Below are 22,787 nucleotides of genomic sequence, written 5' to 3' on the forward strand. Positions count from 1 at the left end.
CGTGGTTGCCGGGTCAGACGACGGCTGCGCGGTGCTCGGTCGACGCGTCGGCGTCGGCGTGGTCGGTGACGGGGACGTCCTGCGGGCCGGTCCGGAGCACGACGAGCGCGACGTCGTCCTCGCCCGGCCCCGGCAGCATCCGCGTGAGCGCCGCCTCGACGACCTCCTCGAGGGGCCCGCGGTGCGTGCCCTCCAGCGCGCGGGCGAGGTCGGCCAGGTCGTCGCGCAGGTTGTGGCCGCGACGCTCCACCAGCCCGTCGGTGTACAGCACGAGCGTGTCGTCCGGGTAGAGCTCGACCGTGTGCTCGGTCCGCACGGTGCCCGACGAGAGGCCGAGCGGCAGGTCGTTGCGCCGCGTGAGCGTGTCGACGCGGCCGTCCGCGCGCACGAGCATCGGCGGCAGGTGCCCCGCGCTCGACCACCGCACCGTCCGCGCCTCACGGCGACGCTGCTCGGGGCTCTGCTCGATGCGCGCGAGGATCACCGTCGCGATCGCGCCGCTCCCGAGCGCGAGCCCCTGCACGGCCGCGTCGACGCGCTCGAGGACGCGTGCGGGCGACGCGCCGCTGTCGTAGCCGATCGCCCGCACCAGCCCGCGCAGCTGCCCCATCATCACCGCCGCCGCGAGGTCGTGGCCGACGACGTCGCCCACCACGAGGGTCGTCGCGCCGTCGGGCGTCACGAACCCGTCGTACCAGTCGCCGCCGATGTCGCGGTCGAGCGCGGCGGGCTGGTAGTGCACCGCGACCTGGAGGTGGTCGGGGTCGGGCGGCTCGGTGAGCACCGCCTGCTGGAGCGCGAGCGCGACCTCGCGCATCTGCGCCGTCTGCTCCTCCGAGCGCTCGACCCGCAGCCGCAGCGCGTCCATCGTGGTGCGCAGGCGGACGGCGTCGCGCAGCGCGGCCCCGACCGTCGCGGCCAGGCCGGCGAGGTACCGCGCGTAGTCGCGGTCCCAGGGGCGCAGGGGGCTCGCCCGGAGCACGAGGATCCCGGCCACGCCGCCGCGCACCGCGTCGCGCAGCGGCTTGACGACGAGACCCTGCGAGACGATGCGCTGGCGGGTCCGGAACACGCGCTCGACGAGGCGGGTCTCCGCCGGCTCCGCCTCCGGGCCGACCGACCCGACCACGCGGGGGCGCGCGCCGCGCACGTCGTAGAACGCGGCGCGCGCGACGTCGGGGCTCCCGGCGAGGACGTCGAGCACGGGGCGGCCGAACGTCGCCAGGTCGGTGAACGTCGTCGGGAGCGCGCCCTGGAGCTCCCCGAGCATCGCGAGGCGGCGTTGGTTGACGACCGCCAGGGTCGTCTCCGTCGAGATGTCGAGCACGCCCGCGATACGGCCGTCGTCGTCCCGCAGCGGGCTGTAGGAGAAGGTGAAGAACGTCTCCTCGTCGTAGCCGGAGCGGTTCATCACGAGGTGCAGGTCCCGGTCCGACGACGCACGCCCGGTGCGCAGGACCTCGTCGAACAGCGGCCCGACCTCGTCCCAGATCTCCGCCCACACCTCCGCCGCCGGGGCGCCGAGCGCGCCGGCGTGCTTGGCCGTGCCGAGCATCTCCTCGTAGCCGTCGTTGTAGATCAGCGTGAGGTCCGGCCCCCAGACGAGCATGACGGGGAAGCGCGTCGAGAAGCACAGGCGGACGGCGTGGCGCAGCGCCTCGGGCCACTCGTCGGGCGGGCCCAGCGGTGTCCGCTCCCACGCGACCTCGCGCGCCTGCCGACCCACGGCGCACTGCGCCGTGGCGTCGACGAACCACTCGGCATCCATCCGCGCATCGTAGGCGAACGGCCGTCGCCCGCTCCCTGGACGGCGTCCGCCCGTGCGGGCGGGCGGCCGGTCTCGCGCGGCGGGTCCGCCCGTCGGCCGACGCCGCAGGTCGGCTAGGGTGTGCGCGGCCCGACGGCGGCCACCGGACCGCGGGCGCTCGCCCGCGCCGGCCGACAGGACCGACATCGACAGGGGTGTGGACGTGCAGCGCAACCTCGTCCACGTGTTCGACGTGACGGGCGCGGACCCGGCGCTGCTCGACGACGAGCCGACCGTCCGCCGCTGCCTCGACGCGATCGTCCGCGAGGCCGGGATGACGCCGCTCGGCGAGGTGTCCCACCGCTTCGAGCCGCAGGGCACGAGCGTCGTGCTGCTGCTCGCGGAGTCGCACCTCGCCGTGCACACCTGGCCTGAGGACGGCACCGCCTACGTGACCCTCACGACGTGCCGCGCCCCGGCGTCGGCCGCGTTCACGGACGACGTGCGCGCGCTCCTCGCCGAGGAGCTCGGCGCCACCGAGGTCGCCGTGCGGAGCCTCGCGTGAGCCGGACGCCCCGCCCGCGGCTCGCGATGCGCGTCGGCGAGGACCTCGTGGGCGCCCCGCCGCAGCGCGCGACGCCGCGCGCCGTCGCCGTGCTCTCGACCGTGCACGGCGGCTCCACGTTCACGTGGGAGGAGTGGCAGCTCCTCGCCCACGACGGCTCCGACGTCTGGGTCGAGTACGACCACGACACGCGCGACGTGACGCTCCTGCGACCGACGGAGCCGTGGCCGCCCGTCGTCGACCTCTCGGGCCTGCGGACCGGCCGGACCCTCGGGCTGACTCTCGAGGGGCGGCAGCACACGCTCACGGTGCGCGAGCACGGGACGGGGCGCGTCGAGCACGTCGAGGGGCAGTTCGCCGAGCCGTTCGCCGTCGGGCAGGAGGTCGAGTACGTCGACCTCTCGGCCCACGGGGCGATCGTGTCGATCGAGCGCACGACCGGACCGCTCGGCCCCGTCACGTCCGTCTACCACGGGCGCCGTCTCGACAGCGCCGAGCAGCAGCTCCTGTTCGGCCGCCGCGTCGCGCCGCGCACGGTCCCCGGCGGGCGGTTCGTCGCCTTCGCGGTCGCGGCGGTCGTGCTGCTCGGTCTCGGGTCGTGCGCGGCTCGCGCCGCCTCGGGCAGCGCGTCGTGCACGCCCCGCTCCGTCGTCACGACGTCGCCCACCACCGGCCAGGTCGGCACGACCGACGACGGCACGTGCGTGCGGCGCACCGTCTACGGCGGGGGCGGCGGAGGGCTCGGCAAGTGACCCGCCCCGCGCCCGGTCGTCCCGCCCCCGAACCCCTGCACCCGTCCGCCCGTCCCACGACCCGAACCCGGGAGACCCCGTGATCTCTGCCGCCGCCCCGCTGGCGTTCCTCTGGTCCTTCTTCTCGACCGTCCTCTACTCGGTGCTCGGCATCGTCCTGCTGCTCGTCACGCTCGTGGTCGCGAACAAGGTGTTCCGGCTCAACCTGCACCGCGAGCTCGTCGACGAGCACAACGTCGCGTTCGGCGTGATGATCGCGGGCCTCGCGGTGGCGATCGGCCTCATCATCGCGGGGACGATCAGCTCCTGACCGTGCTCGACCAGCAGGAGGTCCCGCCCGGAGGCCCGCCCGGGGGCGACGTGGCGGCGGACCCCGGCCCGTCCGCCGGGCGGTCGGGAGCGCGCCACCTCGACCGGCCGACGGTGTTCGCCGCCGCGCTCCTCGTGGCCGTGGGCGGGCTCGTCTACGAGCTCATCCTCGGGACCGCGGCGTCGTACCTGTTCGGCGACTCGGTCGTCGCGTTCTCCGTCGCGACCGGGCTGACGCTGTTCGGCATGGGCCTCGGCTCGCTCCTCGCGCCGCGCCTGCAGCGCACCGCGGGGCTGAGCTTCGTGCGCAACGAGCTCGTGCTCTCGCTCCTCGGCGGGACGTCGGTGCTCGCGCTGTTCTGGGCGTACGCCGCCACCGAGCTCGCGTGGGTCGTGTTCGTCGTGCTGTCGCTCGCGATCGGGACGGCGATCGGCGTCGAGATCCCGCTCCTCGTCGCGGTGCTCAAGGAACGGGGGAGCGAGGGATCCGTCTCCCTGCTGTCGAAGGTGCTCGCGCTCGACTACTTCGGGGCGCTCGCCGCCTCCCTGCTGTTCCCGTTCCTGCTGCTCCCGTACCTCGGCCTCGTGCGCACGGCGTTCGCGGTCGCGGTGCTCAACGTCGCCGTCGCGGGGTTCATGCTCGCGCGCATGGGCCACCCGCCGCGGTGGTCGGTGCTCGCGGGCGTCACGCTCGTCGTGCTCCTCGCCGGGTTCGCGGCGTCGTCGTGGCTCGAGGCGCGCATCAGCGCGGGGATGTACCAGGACCCGGTCGTCGCGCAGGAGCGCAGCGCCTACCAGCAGGTCGTCGTCACGGAGTACCGGGGCGACACGCGCCTCTACCTCGACAACCAGCTGCAGTTCTCCTCCGTCGACGAGGCGCGGTACCACGAGACGCTCGCGCACGCGGCGATGACGTCCGTCGCGGCGCCCGCGTCCGTCGCGATCCTCGGCGGGGGCGACGGTCTCCTCGCGCGCGAGGTCCTGCGCTACGGCTCGGTCCAGGAGGTCACGCTCGTCGACCTCGACCCCGCCGTCACGGATCTCGCCCGCGAGAACCGGCTCCTCACCGCCGTGAACGACCACGCGCTCGACGACCCGCGTGTCACGGTCGTCAACGCCGACGCGTTCCGCTGGGTCGAGGACACGGCGCAGACGTTCGACGTCGTGCTCGTCGACCTCGTCGACCCCTCCTCCGAGCGCGTCGCCAAGCTCTACTCGCAGGAGTTCTACGGCATGGTCGCCGCGCACCTGCGGCCCGGCGGCGCGTTCGCGACGCAGGCGACGTCGTCGTACTTCACGCCCGACGCGTTCTGGCAGGTGGTCTCGACGGTCCGCGCCGCGGCGCCCGGGCGCACCGTCGTGCCGCTGACCGTCAACGTCCCCTCCTTCGGGGAGTGGGGCTTCGCGCTCTCGCTCCCGGGCGGACCGGCCGACGTCGTGCCCGGCCCCTTCGCGCGCACGCCCCTCCCGGACGGGCTGCGCTTCCACGACGCCGCGTCCCTCGCGGCGACCACGCGCCTCCCGGCCGACAACCCGCCGCGGGACCTGCCGCCGTCGACCCTGCTGTCCCCGACGGTCCAGCGCACGTACCAGGAGGACATGCGCGCCTGGCGCTACTGATGCGGCGGCGCCGGCGGGACGACGTCGGTCGTCAGAGCACGGAGGGGAGCTGGTCGCGCGACGTGATGCCCAGCCTCCGGAAGTTCCGGTCGACGTGGTTGTCGACGGTGCGCCTCGCCGGCGGCGAGGGCCGTGCGACCGTGGCCGCGCAGCAGGCGGACGGCGGTCGCGTGGGCCTGGACGCCGTGCAGGACGAGGCCGCGGGCGCGCGCGGCCCCGGGGCGCTCACGGGGCGGTCAGGCGCGTGTCCGCTGCCGCTGCGCGCGGGCCTGCGCGTCGCGGTAGACCCGCAGCCGCTCGACCTGGAGCTCGCCGAGCGTGGGGGCGTCCACCTCGTCGGCGAACGCCTCGGAGAGCTGGCGGAGGATGTCGGTCTCGAGGTCGTCGAGCTCCTCGAGCCGACGGCGGTCTCCCGGGCTCAGCAGGGGCCACGTCTCGGTGTAGGTGGGTGCGTGCTCGCTCACCTGCCCATGGTCGGCTCTCCGGCGCGGTCTCGCAGGTCGACGGTTCCCGTCAGGCGGCGGGGCGGGTCACCGCCGCGAGCGCGTCGAGCGCGCTGAACGGGTCGTCCGGCCGGGCGGGGTCGGCCGTCGTGGCGACGAGGACGACGCTCGACACCCCGCCCGCGCCGAGCTCGGCGAGCCGCGCGCGGAAGGTCTCGGGCGCCCCGACGACGGCGAGCGCGTCGACCCACGCGTCGGGCATCGCGGCGGCGAAGTCGTCGGGGGTGGCGCTCGCGTCGCGCAGGGCGCGGAAGTCGTCGGCGAAGGGCAGCGGGTCGATCTGGGCGGACCAGTCGGCCTCGCCGAGCACCGCGAGGTAGGGCCGGACGATCGCGCGGGCGGTCGCGACGTCGTCGTGCACGGCGCCGACGGAGAAGGCGACGACCCGGTGCGCGGGCGGGGCCGCGTCGCCGGCGCTCGCGCGCCCGGCGTCGATCGCGGCGCGCGCGACGGCGAGGTACTCGGTGGTCACGGGCATGTCGAGGATGGTCCCGTCCGCGACGCGGCCGGAGACCTCGAGCGACCGCGGGCCGCGCACGCCCGCGAGCACGGGCGGCGGCGAGGCGGGCGGGGCGTGGAGGGCGACGTCGTCGACGGACACGTAGCGGCCCGCGACGCTGACGCGCTCGCCGTGCAGCAGCGCGCGCACGGTCGCGGTGGTCTCCTCGAGCATCGCGAGCGGGCTCGCGGGCCACACGCCGATCTGCCGCATCCACCCCGGCATGCCGTGCCCGAGCCCGAGGTGCAGGCGGCCGGGGTGCAGGGCGGCCAGCGTGCCGGCCTCCATCGCGGTGGTCGACGGCGCACGCGTGGCGGCGGGCAGGATCCCGATGCCGACGGTGAGGCGCTGGGTCGCGGCGAGGACCGTCGCGGCCTGCGCGATCCCGCCGTGGAAGGTGAGGTCCTCGACGACCCACAGCTCGTCGAGGCCGACCTCCTCCGCGCGGCGCGCGAACGGCACGATGAGGTCGGCGGGGAGCTCGCGCGGGAGGATCACGCCGAGCGCTGGGGTCGTCGTCGAGGTCGCCATGCGGCGACCGTACCGTGATAGCGCTCCCACCCGTGACGACGTGCGGCTCTCCGGGACAAAAGTCCTGGCCGGGAGCGCCCCGGCCCGCCTACGGTCGGGCCATGACCGCGCTCGACGACGCCGCTCTCGCCGCCCTCGACACGCACCTGCGCTCCGCCGCGGACGCCGACGACTTCTCCGGCGTCGTGCGGGTCGAACGCCACGGCGAGGTGCTCCTCGAGCGCGCCTACGGCGTCGCGTCGCGCCGCTGGGGCGTCCCGGTCCGCGCGAGCACGCGGTTCGACGTCGCGTCCGTCACCAAGCTGTTCACCGCCGTCGCGGTGCTCCAGCTCGTGGGCGACGGCCGTCTCGGGCTCGACGACCGCGTCCACGACCACGTTGACCTCGCGGGCACGACGATCCCGCGCGAGGTGACGATCCGGCACCTGCTGACTCACACGTCGGGCATCGCGGACGACGCCGACGAGGAGGCGGGGGAGTCGTACGAGGAGCTGTGGGCGGACCGTCCCAGCTACTCCGTGACGCGGACGGCGGACTTCCTGCCCGGGTTCGTCCACAAGGAGCCGAACTTCGCGCCCGGCGAGGGGTGCCGGTACTGCAACGTCGGCTACGTCCTCGCGGGCCTCGCGCTGGAGGCGGTCACCGGGAGCACCTACCGGGAGTACGTCCGCGAGCACGTGCTCGCGCGCGCGGGCATGGACCGCTCCGGGTTCTTCCGCATGGACGAGGCCGAGCCCGACGTCGCGGAGGGCTGGGAGCCCGTGCACGAGGGCCCGGACGACGACGGCCCCGTCACCGGATGGCGGCAGAACGTCTACTCCTACCCGCCCGTCGGCTCGCCCGACGGCGGCGCGCACGTCACGGCGCGCGACCTCGCCCGGTTCTGGGCGGCGGTGCGCGACGGCGAGCTCCTGCCGCCCGACCTCACGCGCGCGTTCCTCACCCCGCAGGTGCTGCACCACGAGGGCGGGACGGGGACGACGGACGGAGCCGAGCCCGCACCGAGCGTGCACTACGGCTTCGGGCTCGAGCTCGAGCTGCTCGCGGACGGGTCGGTGCGCTCGGCGTACAAGGACGGCATCAACACGGGCGCGAGCGCGATCCTGCGCCACTACCCGGACCCGGTGGGCCCTGCGGACGACCCGGACGCGCTCCCGCCGGCCGGGGCGCCGGGCGTGACGGTCGTCGTGCTGTCGAACAGCGAGGCGGGCGCCTGGGACCCGATCCGCCGCCTCGACGAGCTCGTCCGCGGCTGAGCGGGCCGGTCCCCTGCACGTCCCGCGCCTCCGCACGAGACCTCCACACCCTTCCGGCCGCATCGGCGTTCGCGCCACCGACCGCTCGCCTAGGCTCGTGTCCCATGCCCTCCGGACTCTCCGCCGCCCTGACGGCCGCCGTGCCCGCCGCCACGACGGCGGAGCCCGCTCTCGACGGCGTCGCCGGCTGGGCGGTCAACCTCATGGAGACGCTGGGCCCGGTCGGGGCCGCGATCGCCATCGCGCTCGAGAACCTGTTCCCGCCGCTGCCGAGCGAGATCATCCTGCCGCTCGCGGGCTTCACGGCGAGCCAGGGGGGCTTCGGTCTCGTCGAGGCGATCCTGTGGACGACGGCGGGGTCCGTCGTCGGCGCCCTCGCGCTCTACGCGGTCGGGGCGATCGTCGGGCGCGAGCGCACGCGGTGGATCGCGGAGCGCCTCCCGCTCGTCAAGGTCGAGGACGTCGACCGCACCGAGCAGTTCTTCCTCCGGCACGGCAGCGCGACGGTCTTCTTCGGCCGCTTCATCCCCATCTTCCGCAGCCTCATCTCGATCCCCGCCGGGGTCGAGCGCATGCCCCTGTGGAAGTTCACCGCGCTCACCACCGCCGGCAGCGCCGTGTGGAACACGATCTTCGTCTACGCCGGGTACGCGCTCGGCGAGCAGTGGCACGTCGTCGAGGAGTACGCGGGCGTCCTGCAGAAGGTCGTCATCGCGGTCGTCGCGGCGGCGGTCGTGTGGTTCGTCGTGACGCGCGTCTGGCGCTGGGTGCACGACGACGAGCGCCCCGCCCACGCGCGCGGCCGTCGGGACGCGGCGCCCGCGCGCGACGAGGCCTGACCACCGCGACCACGCGCGACGGCGCCTGACCGCCTCGCCCGGACGTCCGGAGCCGTAGGCCCGCCCGCGCGGTGCGCGCCGCGGTGGCGGATGATCGGAACGTGCCCGCCCCGACCGAACGGCCCAGCGTGCTCGTGCGCGCGGCCCGCGTCGCGCCCGCCGCGGGCGACGGCCTCGGGGTCGCGTCGTGATCCTCTCGCTGCTCGCCGCCGTGGCCGCGAGCCTCCTGTACGCGGTGAGCACGATCATGCAGGCCGTCGCGACCCGCCGGGCCCACGGCCTCGCGGCGGTGGCCCAGCCGCTCGTCGTCGGCGGGCTCGTGGTCGACGGCGTCGGCTGGCTCCTCTCCCTCCTCGCCCTGGACCACCTGCCGCTGTTCGTGGTGCAGGCCGTCGTCGCGGCGTCGCTCGTCGCCGTCGTGCTGCTCGCCCGCCTCGTGCTCGGCGCGACGCTGCGCCGCACGGACGTCGTGTCGATCGGCGTCGTCGTCGCGGGCCTCGTGGTGCTGGCGCTCGCGGCGGGGGAGCAGCCCGCGACGCACCCGCCGGCCGGGTTCACGACCTGGGTCAACGTCGCCGGGGTGGTCGTGGCGGTCGGCACCGCCGCCGCGTACCGGCGCGGGCACCCCGTGCTGCTCGCCGTCCTGGGCGGCCTCGGCTACTCGGTCGCCGCCGTGGCGGCGCGCGGCGCGCACGCGTCCGGCGACCTGCTCGACACCGTGCTCCAGCCGCTCGCCCTCGCGATCGTGCTCGGCGGCGTCGCGGGCGCGCTCGCCTACCTGCGCGCCCTGGAGCGGGGTGCCGTGGGGACGGTCGCCGCGACGGTCTCCGTGATCGAGGTGCTCGCCCCGGGGATCGTCGGCCTCGCCGTGCTCGGCGACGTCGTGCGGTCGGGCTGGGCGGCGCCCGCCGTCGTGGCGACGCTGGCCGCCGTCGGGGGGTGCGTCGTGCTCGCGACGAGCCCGGCGAACGCCGCGGCCGAGGAGGGCGCGCCCGCGGCGACGGAGCCCGAGCCCGCCTAGGGTGGGCCGGTCGGCCGACCGGGGCAGGCCCGCCGACCGGTGCCGGGCAGACGCTCGGCCCGCACCGAGGAGGGGCACGATGCGCACACCGTTGGACGTCCTCACGCTCGACGAGCTGCGCCGTCGGACGTCGGTCAAGTGGCGCACCTTCGCGCCCGACGTGCTGCCGCTGTTCGTCGCCGAGATGGACGTCGCGCCGTGCGACGCCGTCGTCGACGCCGTGACGGCCGCCCTGCGCTCGGGCGACACCGGGTACGACGTCGGCACCGCGTACGGCGAGGCGTACGCGCGCTTCGCCCGGCGCCGCTGGGGCTGGACGCTCGACGCGGCGACGTCGCGCACGCTGCCCGACGTCATGGTCGCGATCGTCGAGGTGCTGCGCGTCCTCACGTCCCCGGGCGACGCGGTCGTCGTCAACCCGCCCGTGTACCCGCCGTTCTACGGCTTCACCGCGAACGAGGGGCGCCGCGTCGTCGACGCGCCGCTGGGCACCGACGGGCGACTCGACATCGACAGCCTGGAGCGGGCGTTCGCCGACGCGACCGGTGCCGCCGCGAACGGTGACGGCCCGGGGAGCGGGCGCCGCGCCGTCTGGCTCGTGTGCAACCCGCACAACCCGACGGGGACCGCGCACACGCGCGCGGAGCTGGCGGCCGGCCTGGCGCTCGCCGCGCGGTACGGGGTGCGCGTCGTGGCGGACGAGATCCACGCGCCCCTCACGCGGCCCGGGCTCGACGGGCGCCCCGCGACGACCCACACGCCGCTCCTCACCGTGCCCGGGGCGGGCTCCGCCGTCGCGATCGTCTCCGCGTCGAAGGCGTGGAACCTGCCGGGCCTCAAGGCGGCGGCGGCCGTCGCCGGCCCGGACGCCGCCGACGACCTGCGGCGCATCCCCGAGGAGGCGAGCCACGGCGTCCAGCACGTGTCCGTGCTCGCGCACGTCGCGGCGCTCGACCACGGCGAGGCGTGGCTCGACGACGTCCTCGCGGGCGTCGAGCGCAACGCGTGGCTCCTCGCCGACCTGCTCGCGGAGCACCTGCCCGCGGTGCGCTACCGGCCCGGCGAGGCGACGTACCTCGCGTGGCTCGACGCGCGCGGGCTGCCCGGCCCGGCGGGTGCGGACCCCCGGTCGTGGTTCCTCGACCGCGCGCGCGTCGCGCTGGAGGACGGGCGCCGGTTCGGCCCCGGCGGGCAGGGGCACGTGCGCCTCAACCTCGCGACGGGCGTCGACGTGCTCACCGAGGCGGTCGAGCGCATGGGCGCGTCGGTGCGGGGCGTCTGAACGTCGCTCGACCACGACCGACGAGTTCTCGGCCCTCGGCCGGTCAGACCCCCCGACCACGACCGCACGACCCACCGGAGCACCCGATGCCGTTCGAGCCCGTCCTCCTCGACCACACGTTCACCGCGCCCGTCGGCGTCGACGTCAAGGGCGACACGTGGCCCTGCGTGGAGGTGCCCGGGGCGCGCGAGCTCTTCGGGTCGCTGCGCGCGGTCCGCGTGGACGCGACCGTCGACGACGTCGCGCTGCGCAACGTGGGGCTCATGCCGACCGGGTCGGGCGGGCTGATGCTGTCGCTCAACGCGGGCGTGCGCAAGCGCCTCGGCAAGGACGTCGGTGACTCGGTGGTGGTACGGCTGGAGCGCCGCCTGAGCTGAGGCGCGCCGGCGCGCCCGCCGTGTCCGGGCATGGGCAGTTGTCCCCATCGCGGCCGCCGACCCGGCCGCGTACCGTCGGCGTGCGACCGTCGAGGACGAAGGCGTCGACGCGTGCGCGTGAGGGGACGCGCAGGGGCGGGAGGGGACGGCATGAGCGGGATGTGGGGCGCCGACGTCCGTGCGCTGCGCGCGCTCGCGTCCGGCCTGCGCTCCGGCGCCGACGCGCTGCGGACCCACCGCGCGCAGGTGGCGGCCGTCGTCGAGGCCGCGACCCGGTGGGACGGGCCCGACGCCGCGCAGTTCCGCAGCGAGTGGGCCAGCACGCTCGGGCCCTCGCTCACCGGCACCGCGAACCTCCTCGACGCCGCCGCCGACCGCCTCGCCACGGACGCCGACCAGCAGGAGTCCGCGAGCGCCGACGGCGGCGCCCTCGCGGGCCCGGGCGGCGCACCCACGTCCGGCCCGGGCGGGCCGCAGCAGACCGTCCCCACGCCGACGCCGGGCGAGTACGCCGCGATGGACGCGGGCGAGCGCGCCGCGTGGCTCGAGAACGCGTCGGACGCGCAGGTCGCGGCGCTCTACGACCAGATGGTGCGCCTCGGCGTCGACCCCGACTCCCCGGGGTTCGCGGAGCTCGCCGTCACGCACTGGACGCGCGTCGCCGCGGGCGAGGCGGGGTTCGACTTCGCCGACTGGGACCCGTCCGCGGGGGCGTCGGCCAACCGCGAGATCATCGAGAGCGTCTACACGTACTACGGCGAGCTCTACCTGGACAACCCGTGGATGCAGTGGGCCGGCATGGCCGCGATGATCGGGCCGTCGTTCGCCGCCGGGTTCTTCGACCTCGACATGATGCGGCAGCTCGCGCAGGGCGTCGCGAGCGGCGCCCGGGCGCTGCCGCCCGGCGTCGACCGGGCGGCGCTCGAGGCCATCGCGACGATGTCGGACGCCGAGCTCGGCTTCTACGAGAACCAGTTCCTGTCGATGCAGCGCGAGATCTTCGTGGACCAGGCCGTCATGCACGAGGCGTACCTGAACGGTGGTCTGGAGGAGATGGAGCGGCTGCTCGAGGCCGGCGTCATCGACGGCGCCGCGTACCAGGCGTGGGCGGACGTCGACGCAGGGCGGGCGGGCGACGCGCAGGCGCTCGCGGACGGCAACACCGCGCTGCTGTGGCGCGAGCAGAACCAGATCATCGCCGACGACTGGCAGACCATGCGCGACCACCCGGTCACGGGCGAGGCGTTCACGTACCTCATGACGCTCGTCGGCGAGCCGTCGATCCCCGACGCGGGCACGTACGCGCAGCACGACCCCTTCACGGTGAGCGTCGAGACGCCCGGCCCCGAGAACATCGGCATCCCGTTCACGGGCATCTCCTTCGACAACCCCGTGCAGGGGACCGTGACGGTCGAGACCCCGCTCCCGGGCGGCAACATCGCCGACCAGGCGACGCGCTGGGAGTACATCGCGAACGACACGCTGCCCGCCTACCAGCAGCTCGTCACGCAGCACCCGGACCAGGCGGCGCAGATCATCGGCACCGACGTGTCCGACCGGATCGCCGACTACCGGCTCACGAACCCCGCCCGCATCGGGCGCATCCTTGACAGACTGACCGAGTGGGACGTGGACGTGGACCAGTGAGCCGGGGGTTCCGTCGCGCGCACGGGACGGCGCCGAGGGCCGGCGTCGCCGCGGTCCTGCTCGCGGGCGCGCTCGCCGGGTCTCTCGTGCTGGCGGGGTGCACCGTGACGTTCGGCGACCCGGACGACGCGGCCACCGGACCGGGCGGGACGACCGCCCCGGGCGGCCCGACGGCGTCGGGCGGCGGGGGCGAGGCTGGCACGACGACGATCGACGACATCGAGAGGGGCGAGACCGTGCGCTGGGACGTGAGCAGGCCGATCACCGCGGAGTCCGTCGGGCTGGGCGAGTCGATGGCCGTCGTGCAGGTGCCGGACGGCGCGGCCGAGGTCGAGCTGACGCTCCCCGACGGCACCTGGACCACGACGGCCGAGGAGCTGACGATCCAGCCCCGGCGCGGGTACGTGAGCGCGATCAACGTGTTCCGCACGCTCTCCGGCGGCCAGGCCGTGCACGACCAGCTCGTGGCCGACGCGCAGGTGCTGGGCTTCCCGCGGTCGCAGGTCGACCGGTGGCTCGACGAGCTGCCCGCGTCGCTCGACGCGTCGCGCTCGGGCGGGACGCGGGCCCGCACGGGCATCAACGGGTCGAACGGCGACGTCGAGACGTCCGTGCAGATCAGCCACGAGCCCGGGCCGGGGGGCGACGCGTCGGTGCGGCTCTGGTACGTGATCAGCCCGGTCACGCCGGACTGACGCGCGCCACGACGGCGCCCGTCACGGGCAGGCCGACGCGCCCCCGCCGCCCTGCTCGGCGACCTGGAAGTAGATCGGGTTCTGCCAGTCGGCGCCCTCCCCGCGCACGCGCGGCAGGTCCGCGCAGGTCCAGCCCTGCTGCGGGGTGAACTGGCCCCCGGCGACGACGTGTGCGCCGCTCCACCGCCACGAGGTCTCCTGGCCGGTCGCGGCCCGGAGGTCGACGTCGAAGGACACCGACAGCGTGCCCGCGGGCACGGTGAAGGCCACGTAGTAGTTGCGGACCTGGCTCCCCGGCTCGCCCCAGGTCTCGAACGAGATCGAACGGACCGTGCAGCCGGAGAGGACGGTGCGTCCCTCGCCGCGCGCGACGCACGTGCCGGCCGTCGTCGTCTGCCACCGGCCGGCGGAGACGGGCGCGGCGGCCCGGGCCTGGTCCGTCCACGCGGCCGTCGTGGGCTCGACGGCCGCGTGCGCGACGCCCCACCACGACGCCGTCACGAGCGTCAGGACCGCCAGGAGCAGGCTCAGCGTGCGGCGCCCGGCCTTCTGACCGGCCGGCTGACCGGCCGTCGCGCCGGCCCGCCGGCCGGTCCGGGCGCCGGTCACCGGCGGACCGGCACGCGGCGCGGTGCGGGCGGGACGAGCAGGGTGAGGCCGAGCAGGCCGAGCAGGCCGACGAGGAGGGGGACCGCCACGGCGGGGGTCGTCAGGCGCACGATCGCGGTGCCCCAGCCGGCGAGCTGGACCGCGGGCTTCCACACGTCGCCCGAGGCGGTGTAGTCCAGGGCGTCCGCGTAGGCGTTGTTGTCGCCCTTCATGCTGACCGTGTAGCGGTCGTCGCCCGTCTGCTCGACGGCCTCGACGCGATGGGTCACCAGGTCGCCGGTCAGCTCGCTGGGCAGGCTCACCACGTCGCCGACGGCCAGGTCGGCCGCCGGGACGGGCCGGGCGACCAGGAGGTCGCCCGTCATGATCCCCGGCTCCATCGAGCCGGAGATCACGACGAGGGGCTTGATGAGACCGGCCGCGGTCGCGCCCCACACCGCCCCGCACAGCAGCCCGAAGGCGGCGAGGACCCACAGGACGAGGACGGCCCCGCGCCGCAGTACCTGCATCGGTGGTTCTCCTCCTCCTGCGTGCGGCGTCGGGTCAGGCCGTCGCGGTGGCGGAGACCGTGACGACGAGCGTCCCGGTGGCGCCCTGGTTCGTCGGCGCCCAGTCGCTCGGTGCCGTGACGGTGAGCCGGAACTGGTCGCTGGACGTGCCGCCGGCGGCGTCGAGCGTCGTGGCGAGGCCGGAGACGGAGGCGGAGGGGTTCGTCGTGAAGGTCGAGCCCGAGGCGAAGCGGACGCTGGACGTGAGCGCGGCCTTCACCGAGCTCTCGTTGCGCACCCACAGGTCGATCGTGCGCGTCTGGCCGGGCAGGAGGTTCGCGAGCGCGTCCGACGGCACGACGAGCTCGATCGCCTCGGGGTCGGACGAGTCCTTCCAGGTGGTCCCGTCCAGCGACCCCTGGAGGTCGAAGGTCGCGGCCGTCGCGGGCGCCGTGAAGAACGCGTTGTCGGTCCAGGCGGCGCTGGTGAGCGCCGCCCCGATGCCGCCGACGGCGAGTGCCGCCAGCCCGAAGGCGGCGAAGGCGCGGCGCTTGTCGCGGCGCGGGGCGGGGGTCGTCTCGGGGGTGTGGAGAGTCATGACTCGAAAAGTACGGAGTCCTCCTCAACGCTGGCGCACCGGTTCCTCAGGAAAAGCGCAGGATCGGCCAGGGATCGCGGCGCGCACCCGCGCGCACCCCCGCCCACCTGCGCGGACACCGGGCGGCCGTGCGGGGAAAGGGGAGCGCGTCACGGCTCCGCTGGACGAGGGAGGAGGAGCGGGAGGTGAAGAAGCGGCGGACGAACCGGTCCGGTCCGGCCGTCGGTGCCGGGGCGTCGGTGCCGTCGGGTAGCGTCCGTCTCGTCCCGAACGGTACGGAGCAGGGGAGCACGAGTGAGCAGCGTCGCGCACGGCCACGGTCGATCCGGCACGCACGGCCGGTGGCGCGGGAGGACCGCCCGCTGGACGACGGCCGCGGCGCTCGTCCCCGTCCTCGCCCTGCCCCTCGCGGCGTGCACGCCCGACCGCCCGGAGGCGTCCGACGCCGCGAACGCGCTCGCCGACGCCCTCCAGGCCGGCGACGTGAGCGGGCTGGAGTTCCGCAACGGCGCCGCGAAGGACGTCCAGGGCCACCTGGAGGCGGTGCTCGAGCCGCTCGCGCCCTACGAGCGCACGGTCGAGGTGGAGTCGGTGGACGTCGACGAGGAGGGCGACGACGCGGGCGACCGCGCGACGGCGACCCTCGCCTACCGCTGGGAGGTCGCGGGCGACCAGGCCTGGGAGTACACCACCACGGCGGAGCTCACGTTCGCGGAGCCGGGCGAGGGCGAGGACGGCCCGGGCGCCTGGGACGTCGTGTGGGAGCCCGACGTGCTCGTCCCCGAGCTCGGCCAGGGCGGCCGGCTCGCGGTGAGCCGCGTGCCGGCGGTCCGTGCGGGCATCCTCGGCGCCGACGGCGTCCCCATCGTCGAGGACCGTCCCGTCTACCGGATCGGCGTCGACAAGACGCGCGTGGGCTCCGCCCAGTGGGACGGCGCGGCGCGGGCGCTCGCGGGCGTCGTCGGGCTGGACCCGGAGGAGTACGCGCAGCGCGTCGCGGGCGCCGGGGAGAAGGCGTTCGTCGAGGCCATCACCGTCCGCGCGGAGGACACCGCGGGCGTCGACGTCGACGCTGCGCGCGGCATCGAGGGCGTCGCGGTCATCGACGACGCGATCCCCCTCGCCCCGACGCGCGAGTTCGCGCGTCCCCTGCTCGGGCGCGTGGGCGAGGCGACGGCGGAGATCGTCGAGGAGTCGGAGGGCGCGGTCGCCGCGGGCGACCAGGTCGGCATCTCCGGTCTCCAGCGGCAGTACGACGAGCAGCTCCGCGGCGTGCCGGGCCTGTCGATCGAGGTCGTGCCGGGCGAGGCGGACGCGGACGCGGAGCCGACGGAGGTGTTCTCGGTCGAGCCGGTGGACGGCGTGCCGCTGAGCACGACGCTGCGCCCGGACATGCAGGTCGCCGCCGAGGCGCTGCTCGCCGGGCAGGGGCCGAGCGCGATCGTCGCGATCCAGCCCTCGACGGGCTCCGTCCTCGCGGCGGCGAGCTCGACCGCGGGCGAGGGTCTCTCGACCGCCACGACGGGCCAGTACGCGCCGGGCTCGACGTTCAAGGTCGCGACGACGCTCGCGATGCTGCGCGCGGGCCTCACCCCGGACACGACCGTCTCGTGCCCGCCCACGCTGACCGTCGAGGGCCGCGAGTTCCAGAACGTGCCCGGCTACCCGACGGCGGCGCTCGGCGACGTGCCGCTGCGCACGGCGTTCGCGAACTCGTGCAACACGGCGATGATCGGGCAGCGGGAGGCCGTGTCGCAGCAGGCGCTGCACGACGCCGCCGCCTCGCTCGGGCTGGGCGTCGAGTCCGAGCTCGGCGCGCCCGCGTTCTTCGGCGACGTCCCGACGGACTCGCAGGGCACCGAGCACGCCGCGTCGATGATCGGGCAGGGCAAGGTCCAGGCGTCGCCCCTCGCGATGGCGACGGTCGCCGCGAGCGTCGCCGCCGGGCGCACGGTGGCGCCGGTCCTCGTCCACCCGGACGTGCAGACCGTCGCCGAGGAGCAGCCCGCCTCGACCCTCACCGAGCAGGAGGCGGCGACGCTGCGCGAGCTGATGCGCGGCGTCGTCACGGACGGCTCGGCGTCGATCCTCCAGGACCTCCCGGGCGAGCCCGGGGCGAAGACGGGCACGGCGCAGTACGGCGACGGCAGCCAGTCCCACGCGTGGATGATCGCGACGCAGGGCGACCTCGCGGTCGCCGTGTTCGTCGAGACGGGCGAGGGCGGCGCCGTCACGGCGGGGCCGCTCATGCACGCGTTCCTCGACGCGCCGAACGCCTGACGCCCGGCCGCTCCCCGGCGGCCGGAATAGTTCCGGCCGCCGGACGGTTGTCCACGAGCGGGTATGATCGGTTGCCGCGGGCGTCCGTATGCCCGCGTCCAGCGAGAACCCACCGTTCCGGGAGAACCTCCGTGTTCGTCAGCGTGCCTGCCTGGCAGCTCACCCAGCGCCGCGACGTCGACCTCCGTCGAGTCGCCAGCGCGCTGTGTCGCTGACCCCCCGTCGCCGCTGACGCCTCCCCGCCTCCGCACACCCGTCAGGACCCCGGGTCGCCTCGCGACCTGAGCCGCTGACGCGCGTGGCGCGCCCCCCGTCAGGCCGCAGGCCACCTCCGTGCCTGCGTCCCTGCCCGGGCCGCGCTGCTGCCGGCGCCCCGCGACGACGTCCCGAGCCCCTCTCCCGAGAGCGGGCGCTCGTGCGCCCGCGTCACCCCGAAAGGTCCTCCGTGTCCTCGACCCCCTCGACGGCCTCCCCGCAGGCCGACCCGCAGGCGAAGCAGGCTCCGGCCTCCGCGCCCGCGAAGAAGAAGCGCCGGTTCCCCTCGTTCAGCGTGCAGATCCTGCTCGGCCTCGCGGTCGGCGTCGGGCTCGGTGCCCTCGCCCTCGCCATGGGCCCGCAGGACGCCGCCGGCGAGGTCCCCAACGGCCTCACCACGACGCTCGACACGATCGGCTCGTCGTTCGTCACGCTGCTCAAGGCGGTCGTGCCGCCGCTGATCTTCACCGCGATCGTCGCGTCGATCGCGAACCTGCGGACCGTCACCAACGCCGCGCGCCTCGCCGGTCAGACGCTGCTGTGGTTCGCCATCACCGCCGCGATCTCCGTGGCCGTGGGCATCGGCCTGGGCCTGCTGTTCAACCCCGGCCAGAACGCCTCGGTGTCCGTCGACGACGCCTACGAGGCCGGCCGCACCGGCACGTGGCTCGACTTCCTCACCGGCCTCATCCCGGGCAACGTGCTGGGCCTCGGGGCGTCGACCCGCCTGACGACCGGTGACGACGGTGCGCTCACGGGTGCCGCCGAGACGTCGGTGAACTTCAACGTCCTGCAGATCCTCGTCGTCGCGCTCGTCATCGGCATCGCGGCGCTCAAGTCGGGCAAGAAGGCGGACCCGTTCCTCGCGTTCAACCGCTCCGCGCTCGCGATCGTGCAGAAGGTGCTGTGGTGGATCATCCGCCTCGCGCCGATCGGCACCGCCGGCCTCATCGGCTACGCCATCGCGGCGTACGGCTGGACGTCGCTCGCGTCGCTCGCGTGGTTCGCCGTCGCGATCTACGTCGGCCTCGCGGTCGTGCTGTTCGTCGTCTACCCGATCCTGCTGCGCACCAACGGCCTGAAGATCTCGAGCTACTTCCGCGGCGCGTGGCCCGCGATCCAGCTCGCGTTCGTCTCGCGCTCCTCGATCGGCACGCTGCCCGTGACGCAGCGCGTCACCGAGCGCAACCTCGGCGTGCCGAGCGAGTACGCGTCGTTCGCCGTGCCGCTGGCCGCCACCACGAAGATGGATGGTTGCGCCTCGATCTACCCGGCCATCTCGGCGATCTTCGTCGCGCAGATCTTCGGCATCGACCTGTCGATCACCGACTACCTGCTCATCGCGTTCGTGTCCGTCGTCGGCTCCGCCGCGACCGCGGGCCTCACCGGCGCGATCGTCATGCTGACCCTCACGCTCTCGACCGTGGGCCTGCCGCTCGCGGGCGTGGGCCTGCTGCTCGCGATCGACCCGATCCTCGACATGGGCCGCACCGCGGTGAACGTCGCGGGCCAGGCGCTCGTGCCCACGATCGTGGCGAAGCGCGAGGGCATCCTCGACCTCGAGCAGTACGAGGCCGCCACGGCCGAGGACCTCTTCGTGGACGAGGACGACGACGCGTCGTCCGAGGCGACCACGGAGTCCCCGGCGCCGGCCGAGACCGGGGAGGGTGCGCCGTCGGGCACCAAGGAGCGCGTGGGCGCCTCCGCCTGACGCCGAACAGGCGATTCCTCGCCGTCGAGCACGACGTTGCTGCCGTTGTCCGCGGGATGACGGCAGCAACGTCGTTCTCGGCGTCAGGGGTGGGGGTGACCCTCGCGGAGGACGGCGAGGCGCGAGCGGTACTCCTGCTCGTCGATCTCGCCGCGCGCGTAGCGCTCGCCGAGGATCGCGACCGGGTCAGGGCCGGACGTGCGCCACCCGCCCGGGCCCCCGCCGCGCCGGGCGCGGCGGGCGACGAGGAAGACCACGGACGCGAAGAGCAGGAACCACAGCAGGGGGAACACGAACCACCACGGCCCGGGCCCCCAGCCGGCGTGCCCCCACGACGCGACGGCGTCCGTGGGGAGCGCGCCGGCCGCCCCGGTGAGTGCGGTGAGCATGACGACCTCCGGTGTCGGTGCGCCTCGCCGGTCACGGCGAGGGCGGCCGTCCGCCGGCCGCACCCCCAGGCTCGCGCCCGCCCGACGCCGCGTCGTCACCCGGGCGTGCCGACCTCGCTCGTCCCCGGGTACCGCCGCGGCGGTCGGAGGCTCAGCCCGCCCAGCCCGGACGGACGACGCCCGACTCGTACGCCGCGACGACGAGCTGCGCCCGGTCCCGCGCACCCAGCTTCGCCATGACCCGCGAGACGTGGGTCTTCACGGTCGACTCCGACAGGAAGAGCGACCCGGCGATCTCGTCGTTCGACAGCCCGCCCGCGACCTCGACGAGCACCTCGTGCTCGCGCGGCGTGAGCTCCTCGACACCACGCACCGGCCTGACGGCGCGCGTCGCGTCCGCGACCCGCGACAGCAGCCGCCGGGTGACGGTGGGCGAGAGCAGCGCGTCGCCGCGCGCGGCGACGCGCACAGCCCGGACGAGGTCGACGGGCTCGGTGTCCTTGACGAGGAAGCCGCTCGCGCCGCCGCGGATCGCGTCGGTCACGTACTCGTCGAGCTCGAACGTCGTGACGACCACGACGTGCACGTGCGACGCCGCGCGGTCCGCGACGATCCGGCGCGTCGCCTCCAGGCCGTCGAGACCGGGCATGCGGATGTCCATGAGCACGACGTCGGGCAGGTGCTCGAGCGCGAGGCGGACGGCGTCGTCGCCGGTCGCGGCCTCGGCGACGACGCGCATGTCGTCCTCGGAGTCGATGAGCGCGCGGAAGCCACCGCGCACGAGCGCCTGGTCGTCGGCCAGCACGACGTCGATCACGGTGCCTCCTCGCGCTGCGGCGGTGCGTCGTCGGCCGCGTCGGACCGTCCGGCGGTGCCCGGTCCGGGCGGGGAGCCCGGCCAGGGAAAGACTGCCCGCACGCGGAAGCCACGTCCAGAGGGGGACGGCGCCGGGCCGGCGGAGAGCGAGCCGCCGACGCTCTCGACGCGCTCGCGCATGCCCCGCAGGCCGTAGCCCGGCTCCGGCTCCGCGCCCGGGGCCGCGCCGTCGTCGGTCACGGTCACGGTCACCGTGCCGTGCGGCGCGGGACGCACCGCGACCCGCACGTCCGCCCGCGTGGCACCGTGCGCGTGCCGGCGCACGTTGGTCAGCGACTCCTGCACCACGCGGTAGACGACGCCCGCGAGCCGGTCGGGCAGTCCCGCGGCGGCCGGGTCGACGTCGAGCGCGACCGCGAGGCCGCCGCCCTCCGCCTGCCGCACGAGCCGGGGGAGCGCCGCGAGGTCCCACGTCGGGGCGAGAGGCGCGCCGTCGTCGCCCGCGTCGCCGCGCACGACGCCCAGCACCGCGCGCACCTCGTCGAGCGCCTCGGTGCTCGCGGCGCGGATCGCGGTGAGCGCACCGCGGGCCTGCTCGGGGTCGCGGTCGAGCAGGTGCAGCCCGACGCCTGCCTGGACGGTGATCGCGGACAGCGAGTGCGCGAGCACGTCGTGGACCTCGCGCGCGATCCGCAGGCGCTCGTCGGCGACGGCGGTCCGTTCCCGCTCGGCGCGCGCGGCGCGCTCCGCCTCGCGGGCCGCGGCGAGGCGCGCGGACCGGTCGCGGACCGTCCCGGCGACGAGCAGCACGACGACGGTCCACGCGGTCCCGCCGAGCAGCGTCGCCGGGGGCGGCGCGTCCGGGCGCAGCGCCGCCGCCGCGACCACCGCGCCCGCCAGCAGCACCGCCCCGCCCCACGCGACCCGGCGCGCGCGCACCGCGGGTCCGCTGAGCAGCACCCCCACGAGCACGCCCACGGGACCGGCGAGCACCGGGCCCCACGCGTACCCGGCGACGAGGAACGTGGCCGCGGCACCCACGGACACGACGACGGCGACGACCGGCCACCGCACGAGGAGCACGAGGGCGAGCGGGGGCACGAGGAGGAGCGCGAGCGCCGCCGCGTCGAGCGGCCGGGCACCGGGCTGGCCGTGCGTCGCGCCCACCGAACCGGCGACCGTGACCACCGCGAGCACCACGGCGAGGAACGCCCGGGGGCGGCGGCGGTCGAGCGGGCCCATGCGTCGCACGCTACGCCGCGCGCGGCCGGGCCGCGTCCGACCGGGGTGCCGGGCGACGTCGTCCCGGGGTGCCGGGCCGCATGGCCCGGGGTGCCGCGCGGCGGCGGACGGGGGCGCGGGCGTCAGGCGCCGTCGTGCACCACGTCGAGCACGACCGGGTCGGCGCACCCGCGCGCGAAGCCGGCGATGCGCCGGTCGACGTCGCGCTGGAGCACCCACGACCCGACGCGCTCGGCGACCGGGGCGAGCCAGCGCGGCCGGCACCGGAAGCTGTACCGCCACGTCGCGCGCGTGCCGCCGGCCGGGTCGGGCGCGAAGCGCCAGCCGCCCGCGAGGTTCTCGAAGAACCACGACCCGCGGACCATGCGCATGCCGACGTTGGTCGGCGGGTTGTACGAGACGTACTCGCTCACCATGGACAGCCCGCTGCGGTGCCGGGTGAAGGTCCGCACGCCCTTCGCGGGCGCGGTCGCGCCGTCGAGGAAGTGCTGGTGGCGGATGAAGGGGTCCCAGCGCAGGCGGACGGCGCCCGTCGTCTGCGAGACGGCGAACGCCGTCGCGGGGTCGACGGGGACCACGAGCGAGGACTCGACGACGGGCATGGTCGGATGCTCCCACGCCGGGCTGCGCCTCGCCGCCCGCCTCAGGTCGCGGCGAGCCGCGGCACGGGCGAGCCCCCGGGCGCGAGCGGGGCCCCGGACGCGAGGACGGCCCGCCCCTCGACGAGGGACGGGCCGTCCGGACCGCGGCGCGTGG

Annotated in this window: 23 protein-coding genes; 13 read left to right on the forward strand and 10 right to left on the reverse strand. The window is 75.6% G+C overall.

Annotated elements, in window-relative coordinates; translation table 11 throughout:
* Positions 1-13: 13 nt before the first annotated feature.
* Entirely contained in the window at positions 14-1,768 is a 1,755-nt protein-coding gene (locus ACPCUX_RS11960) for a SpoIIE family protein phosphatase (protein ID WP_423388824.1), read from the reverse strand.
* A 202-nt stretch (positions 1,769-1,970) separates the two neighbouring features.
* Here ACPCUX_RS11960 and speD point away from each other — a divergent pair, with 202 nt between their 5' ends.
* The 4 genes from speD (at position 1,971) to ACPCUX_RS11980 (ending at position 4,993) form a co-directional block, all read left to right on the forward strand.
* Positions 1,971-2,312 (forward strand): adenosylmethionine decarboxylase, encoded by a 342-nt coding sequence (gene speD, locus ACPCUX_RS11965; RefSeq protein ID WP_423388825.1) that lies wholly within the window; start codon positions 1,971-1,973, stop codon positions 2,310-2,312.
* Positions 2,309-3,064: a DUF4178 domain-containing protein gene (locus ACPCUX_RS11970; RefSeq protein ID WP_423388826.1), complete on the forward strand. Its 756-nt coding sequence runs from the start codon at positions 2,309-2,311 to the stop codon at positions 3,062-3,064. The genes speD and ACPCUX_RS11970 overlap by 4 nt, the downstream gene beginning before the upstream one ends.
* A gap of 79 nt (positions 3,065-3,143) precedes the next feature.
* Positions 3,144-3,374, forward strand: coding sequence for a DUF350 domain-containing protein (locus tag ACPCUX_RS11975; protein ID WP_034656213.1), 231 nt, complete (start codon positions 3,144-3,146; stop codon positions 3,372-3,374).
* 2 nt (positions 3,375-3,376) lie between these two features.
* Positions 3,377-4,993, forward strand: a complete 1,617-nt coding sequence (locus ACPCUX_RS11980) for a polyamine aminopropyltransferase (protein WP_423388827.1) — start codon at positions 3,377-3,379, stop codon at positions 4,991-4,993.
* 236 nt (positions 4,994-5,229) lie between these two features.
* Here ACPCUX_RS11980 and ACPCUX_RS11985 read toward each other — a convergent pair whose 3' ends face one another.
* Both ACPCUX_RS11985 and ACPCUX_RS11990 read right to left on the reverse strand, forming a co-directional pair.
* Positions 5,230-5,457, reverse strand: a complete 228-nt coding sequence (locus ACPCUX_RS11985) for a hypothetical protein (RefSeq protein ID WP_175008826.1) — start codon at positions 5,455-5,457, stop codon at positions 5,230-5,232.
* A 49-nt stretch (positions 5,458-5,506) separates the two neighbouring features.
* The gene (locus tag ACPCUX_RS11990; protein WP_415297659.1) at positions 5,507-6,526 is read right to left on the reverse strand and encodes an LLM class flavin-dependent oxidoreductase; all 1,020 of its coding nucleotides are present in this window, start codon (positions 6,524-6,526) and stop codon (positions 5,507-5,509) included.
* A 101-nt stretch (positions 6,527-6,627) separates the two neighbouring features.
* Between ACPCUX_RS11990 and ACPCUX_RS11995 the strand changes: the two genes are divergently transcribed.
* The 7 genes from ACPCUX_RS11995 to ACPCUX_RS12025 all read left to right on the forward strand — a co-directional run bounded on the left by ACPCUX_RS11995 (position 6,628) and on the right by ACPCUX_RS12025 (position 13,643).
* Complete coding sequence (locus tag ACPCUX_RS11995) at positions 6,628-7,782, forward strand: serine hydrolase domain-containing protein (RefSeq protein ID WP_423388828.1); 1,155 nt, start codon at positions 6,628-6,630, stop codon at positions 7,780-7,782.
* Between the two features lie 104 nt (positions 7,783-7,886).
* Positions 7,887-8,621 carry a DedA family protein gene (locus ACPCUX_RS12000; RefSeq protein WP_423388829.1) on the forward strand — a complete coding sequence of 245 codons (735 nt, stop codon included), beginning with the start codon at positions 7,887-7,889 and terminating at the stop codon, positions 8,619-8,621.
* A 187-nt stretch (positions 8,622-8,808) separates the two neighbouring features.
* Positions 8,809-9,642: a hypothetical protein gene (locus ACPCUX_RS12005; RefSeq protein ID WP_194521700.1), complete on the forward strand. Its 834-nt coding sequence runs from the start codon at positions 8,809-8,811 to the stop codon at positions 9,640-9,642.
* Positions 9,643-9,721: 79 nt separating this feature from the next.
* Positions 9,722-10,924: a MalY/PatB family protein gene (locus tag ACPCUX_RS12010; RefSeq protein ID WP_423388830.1), complete on the forward strand. Its 1,203-nt coding sequence runs from the start codon at positions 9,722-9,724 to the stop codon at positions 10,922-10,924.
* An 86-nt stretch (positions 10,925-11,010) separates the two neighbouring features.
* Positions 11,011-11,301 (forward strand): DUF1905 domain-containing protein, encoded by a 291-nt coding sequence (locus ACPCUX_RS12015; RefSeq protein WP_211932379.1) that lies wholly within the window; start codon positions 11,011-11,013, stop codon positions 11,299-11,301.
* A 150-nt stretch (positions 11,302-11,451) separates the two neighbouring features.
* Positions 11,452-12,948, forward strand: coding sequence for a WXG100 family type VII secretion target (locus tag ACPCUX_RS12020; protein ID WP_423388831.1), 1,497 nt, complete (start codon positions 11,452-11,454; stop codon positions 12,946-12,948).
* Complete coding sequence (locus tag ACPCUX_RS12025; protein ID WP_423388832.1) at positions 12,945-13,643, forward strand: hypothetical protein; 699 nt, start codon at positions 12,945-12,947, stop codon at positions 13,641-13,643. Before ACPCUX_RS12020 ends, ACPCUX_RS12025 begins: the two co-directional genes overlap by 4 nt.
* A gap of 21 nt (positions 13,644-13,664) precedes the next feature.
* Here ACPCUX_RS12025 and ACPCUX_RS12030 read toward each other — a convergent pair whose 3' ends face one another.
* From ACPCUX_RS12030 to ACPCUX_RS12040, 3 genes are read right to left on the reverse strand one after another with little or no spacing between them, the layout of a single operon-like run.
* Positions 13,665-14,252, reverse strand: a complete 588-nt coding sequence (locus ACPCUX_RS12030) for a hypothetical protein (RefSeq protein WP_423388833.1) — start codon at positions 14,250-14,252, stop codon at positions 13,665-13,667.
* On the reverse strand, positions 14,249-14,761 hold the full coding sequence (locus ACPCUX_RS12035; protein ID WP_423388834.1) for a signal peptidase I: 513 nt from the start codon (positions 14,759-14,761) through the stop codon (positions 14,249-14,251). The genes ACPCUX_RS12030 and ACPCUX_RS12035 overlap by 4 nt, the downstream gene beginning before the upstream one ends.
* Positions 14,762-14,795: 34 nt before the next feature.
* Positions 14,796-15,338: a hypothetical protein gene (locus tag ACPCUX_RS12040; protein WP_423388835.1), complete on the reverse strand. Its 543-nt coding sequence runs from the start codon at positions 15,336-15,338 to the stop codon at positions 14,796-14,798.
* Between the two features lie 294 nt (positions 15,339-15,632).
* On the opposite strand from ACPCUX_RS12040, the gene ACPCUX_RS12045 reads away from it, so the two are divergent.
* Together ACPCUX_RS12045 and ACPCUX_RS12050 are read left to right on the forward strand one after the other, a co-directional pair.
* On the forward strand, positions 15,633-17,618 hold the full coding sequence (locus tag ACPCUX_RS12045) for a penicillin-binding transpeptidase domain-containing protein (RefSeq protein WP_423388836.1): 1,986 nt from the start codon (positions 15,633-15,635) through the stop codon (positions 17,616-17,618).
* A 445-nt stretch (positions 17,619-18,063) separates the two neighbouring features.
* Positions 18,064-19,584: a dicarboxylate/amino acid:cation symporter gene (locus ACPCUX_RS12050; RefSeq protein ID WP_085386824.1), complete on the forward strand. Its 1,521-nt coding sequence runs from the start codon at positions 18,064-18,066 to the stop codon at positions 19,582-19,584.
* Between the two features lie 83 nt (positions 19,585-19,667).
* Here the strand turns inward: ACPCUX_RS12050 and ACPCUX_RS12055 are convergent, their stop codons facing one another.
* The 4 genes from ACPCUX_RS12055 to ACPCUX_RS12070 all read right to left on the reverse strand — a co-directional run bounded on the left by ACPCUX_RS12055 (position 19,668) and on the right by ACPCUX_RS12070 (position 22,633).
* The gene (locus ACPCUX_RS12055) at positions 19,668-19,973 is read right to left on the reverse strand and encodes an SHOCT domain-containing protein (RefSeq protein ID WP_081599813.1); all 306 of its coding nucleotides are present in this window, start codon (positions 19,971-19,973) and stop codon (positions 19,668-19,670) included.
* Between the two features lie 151 nt (positions 19,974-20,124).
* On the reverse strand, positions 20,125-20,790 hold the full coding sequence (locus tag ACPCUX_RS12060; protein ID WP_423388837.1) for a response regulator: 666 nt from the start codon (positions 20,788-20,790) through the stop codon (positions 20,125-20,127).
* Positions 20,787-22,031: a sensor histidine kinase gene (locus tag ACPCUX_RS12065; protein ID WP_423388838.1), complete on the reverse strand. Its 1,245-nt coding sequence runs from the start codon at positions 22,029-22,031 to the stop codon at positions 20,787-20,789. The genes ACPCUX_RS12060 and ACPCUX_RS12065 overlap by 4 nt, the downstream gene beginning before the upstream one ends.
* A 122-nt stretch (positions 22,032-22,153) precedes the next feature.
* Positions 22,154-22,633: an SRPBCC family protein gene (locus ACPCUX_RS12070; protein ID WP_423388839.1), complete on the reverse strand. Its 480-nt coding sequence runs from the start codon at positions 22,631-22,633 to the stop codon at positions 22,154-22,156.
* Positions 22,634-22,787 lie beyond the last annotated feature (154 nt).

The sequence above is a fragment of the Cellulosimicrobium sp. AB352 genome (assembly GCF_049538415.1).
GTDB lineage: Bacteria > Actinomycetota > Actinomycetes > Actinomycetales > Cellulomonadaceae > Cellulosimicrobium > Cellulosimicrobium funkei.

Coding starts and splice junctions, on each gene's coding strand:
- ACPCUX_RS12020 (WP_423388831.1), top strand. CDS start 11,452: ATGAGCGGGATGTGGGGCGCCGACGTCCGTGCGCTGCGCGCGCTCGCG.
- ACPCUX_RS12010 (WP_423388830.1), top strand. CDS start 9,722: ATGCGCACACCGTTGGACGTCCTCACGCTCGACGAGCTGCGCCGTCGG.
- ACPCUX_RS11960 (WP_423388824.1), bottom strand. CDS start 1,768: ATGGATGCCGAGTGGTTCGTCGACGCCACGGCGCAGTGCGCCGTGGGT.
- ACPCUX_RS12015 (WP_211932379.1), top strand. CDS start 11,011: ATGCCGTTCGAGCCCGTCCTCCTCGACCACACGTTCACCGCGCCCGTC.
- ACPCUX_RS12055 (WP_081599813.1), bottom strand. CDS start 19,973: ATGCTCACCGCACTCACCGGGGCGGCCGGCGCGCTCCCCACGGACGCC.
- ACPCUX_RS11995 (WP_423388828.1), top strand. CDS start 6,628: ATGACCGCGCTCGACGACGCCGCTCTCGCCGCCCTCGACACGCACCTG.
- ACPCUX_RS12035 (WP_423388834.1), bottom strand. CDS start 14,761: ATGCAGGTACTGCGGCGCGGGGCCGTCCTCGTCCTGTGGGTCCTCGCC.
- ACPCUX_RS12000 (WP_423388829.1), top strand. CDS start 7,887: ATGCCCTCCGGACTCTCCGCCGCCCTGACGGCCGCCGTGCCCGCCGCC.
- ACPCUX_RS11990 (WP_415297659.1), bottom strand. CDS start 6,526: ATGGCGACCTCGACGACGACCCCAGCGCTCGGCGTGATCCTCCCGCGC.
- ACPCUX_RS12040 (WP_423388835.1), bottom strand. CDS start 15,338: ATGACTCTCCACACCCCCGAGACGACCCCCGCCCCGCGCCGCGACAAG.
- ACPCUX_RS12070 (WP_423388839.1), bottom strand. CDS start 22,633: ATGCCCGTCGTCGAGTCCTCGCTCGTGGTCCCCGTCGACCCCGCGACG.
- ACPCUX_RS12065 (WP_423388838.1), bottom strand. CDS start 22,031: ATGGGCCCGCTCGACCGCCGCCGCCCCCGGGCGTTCCTCGCCGTGGTG.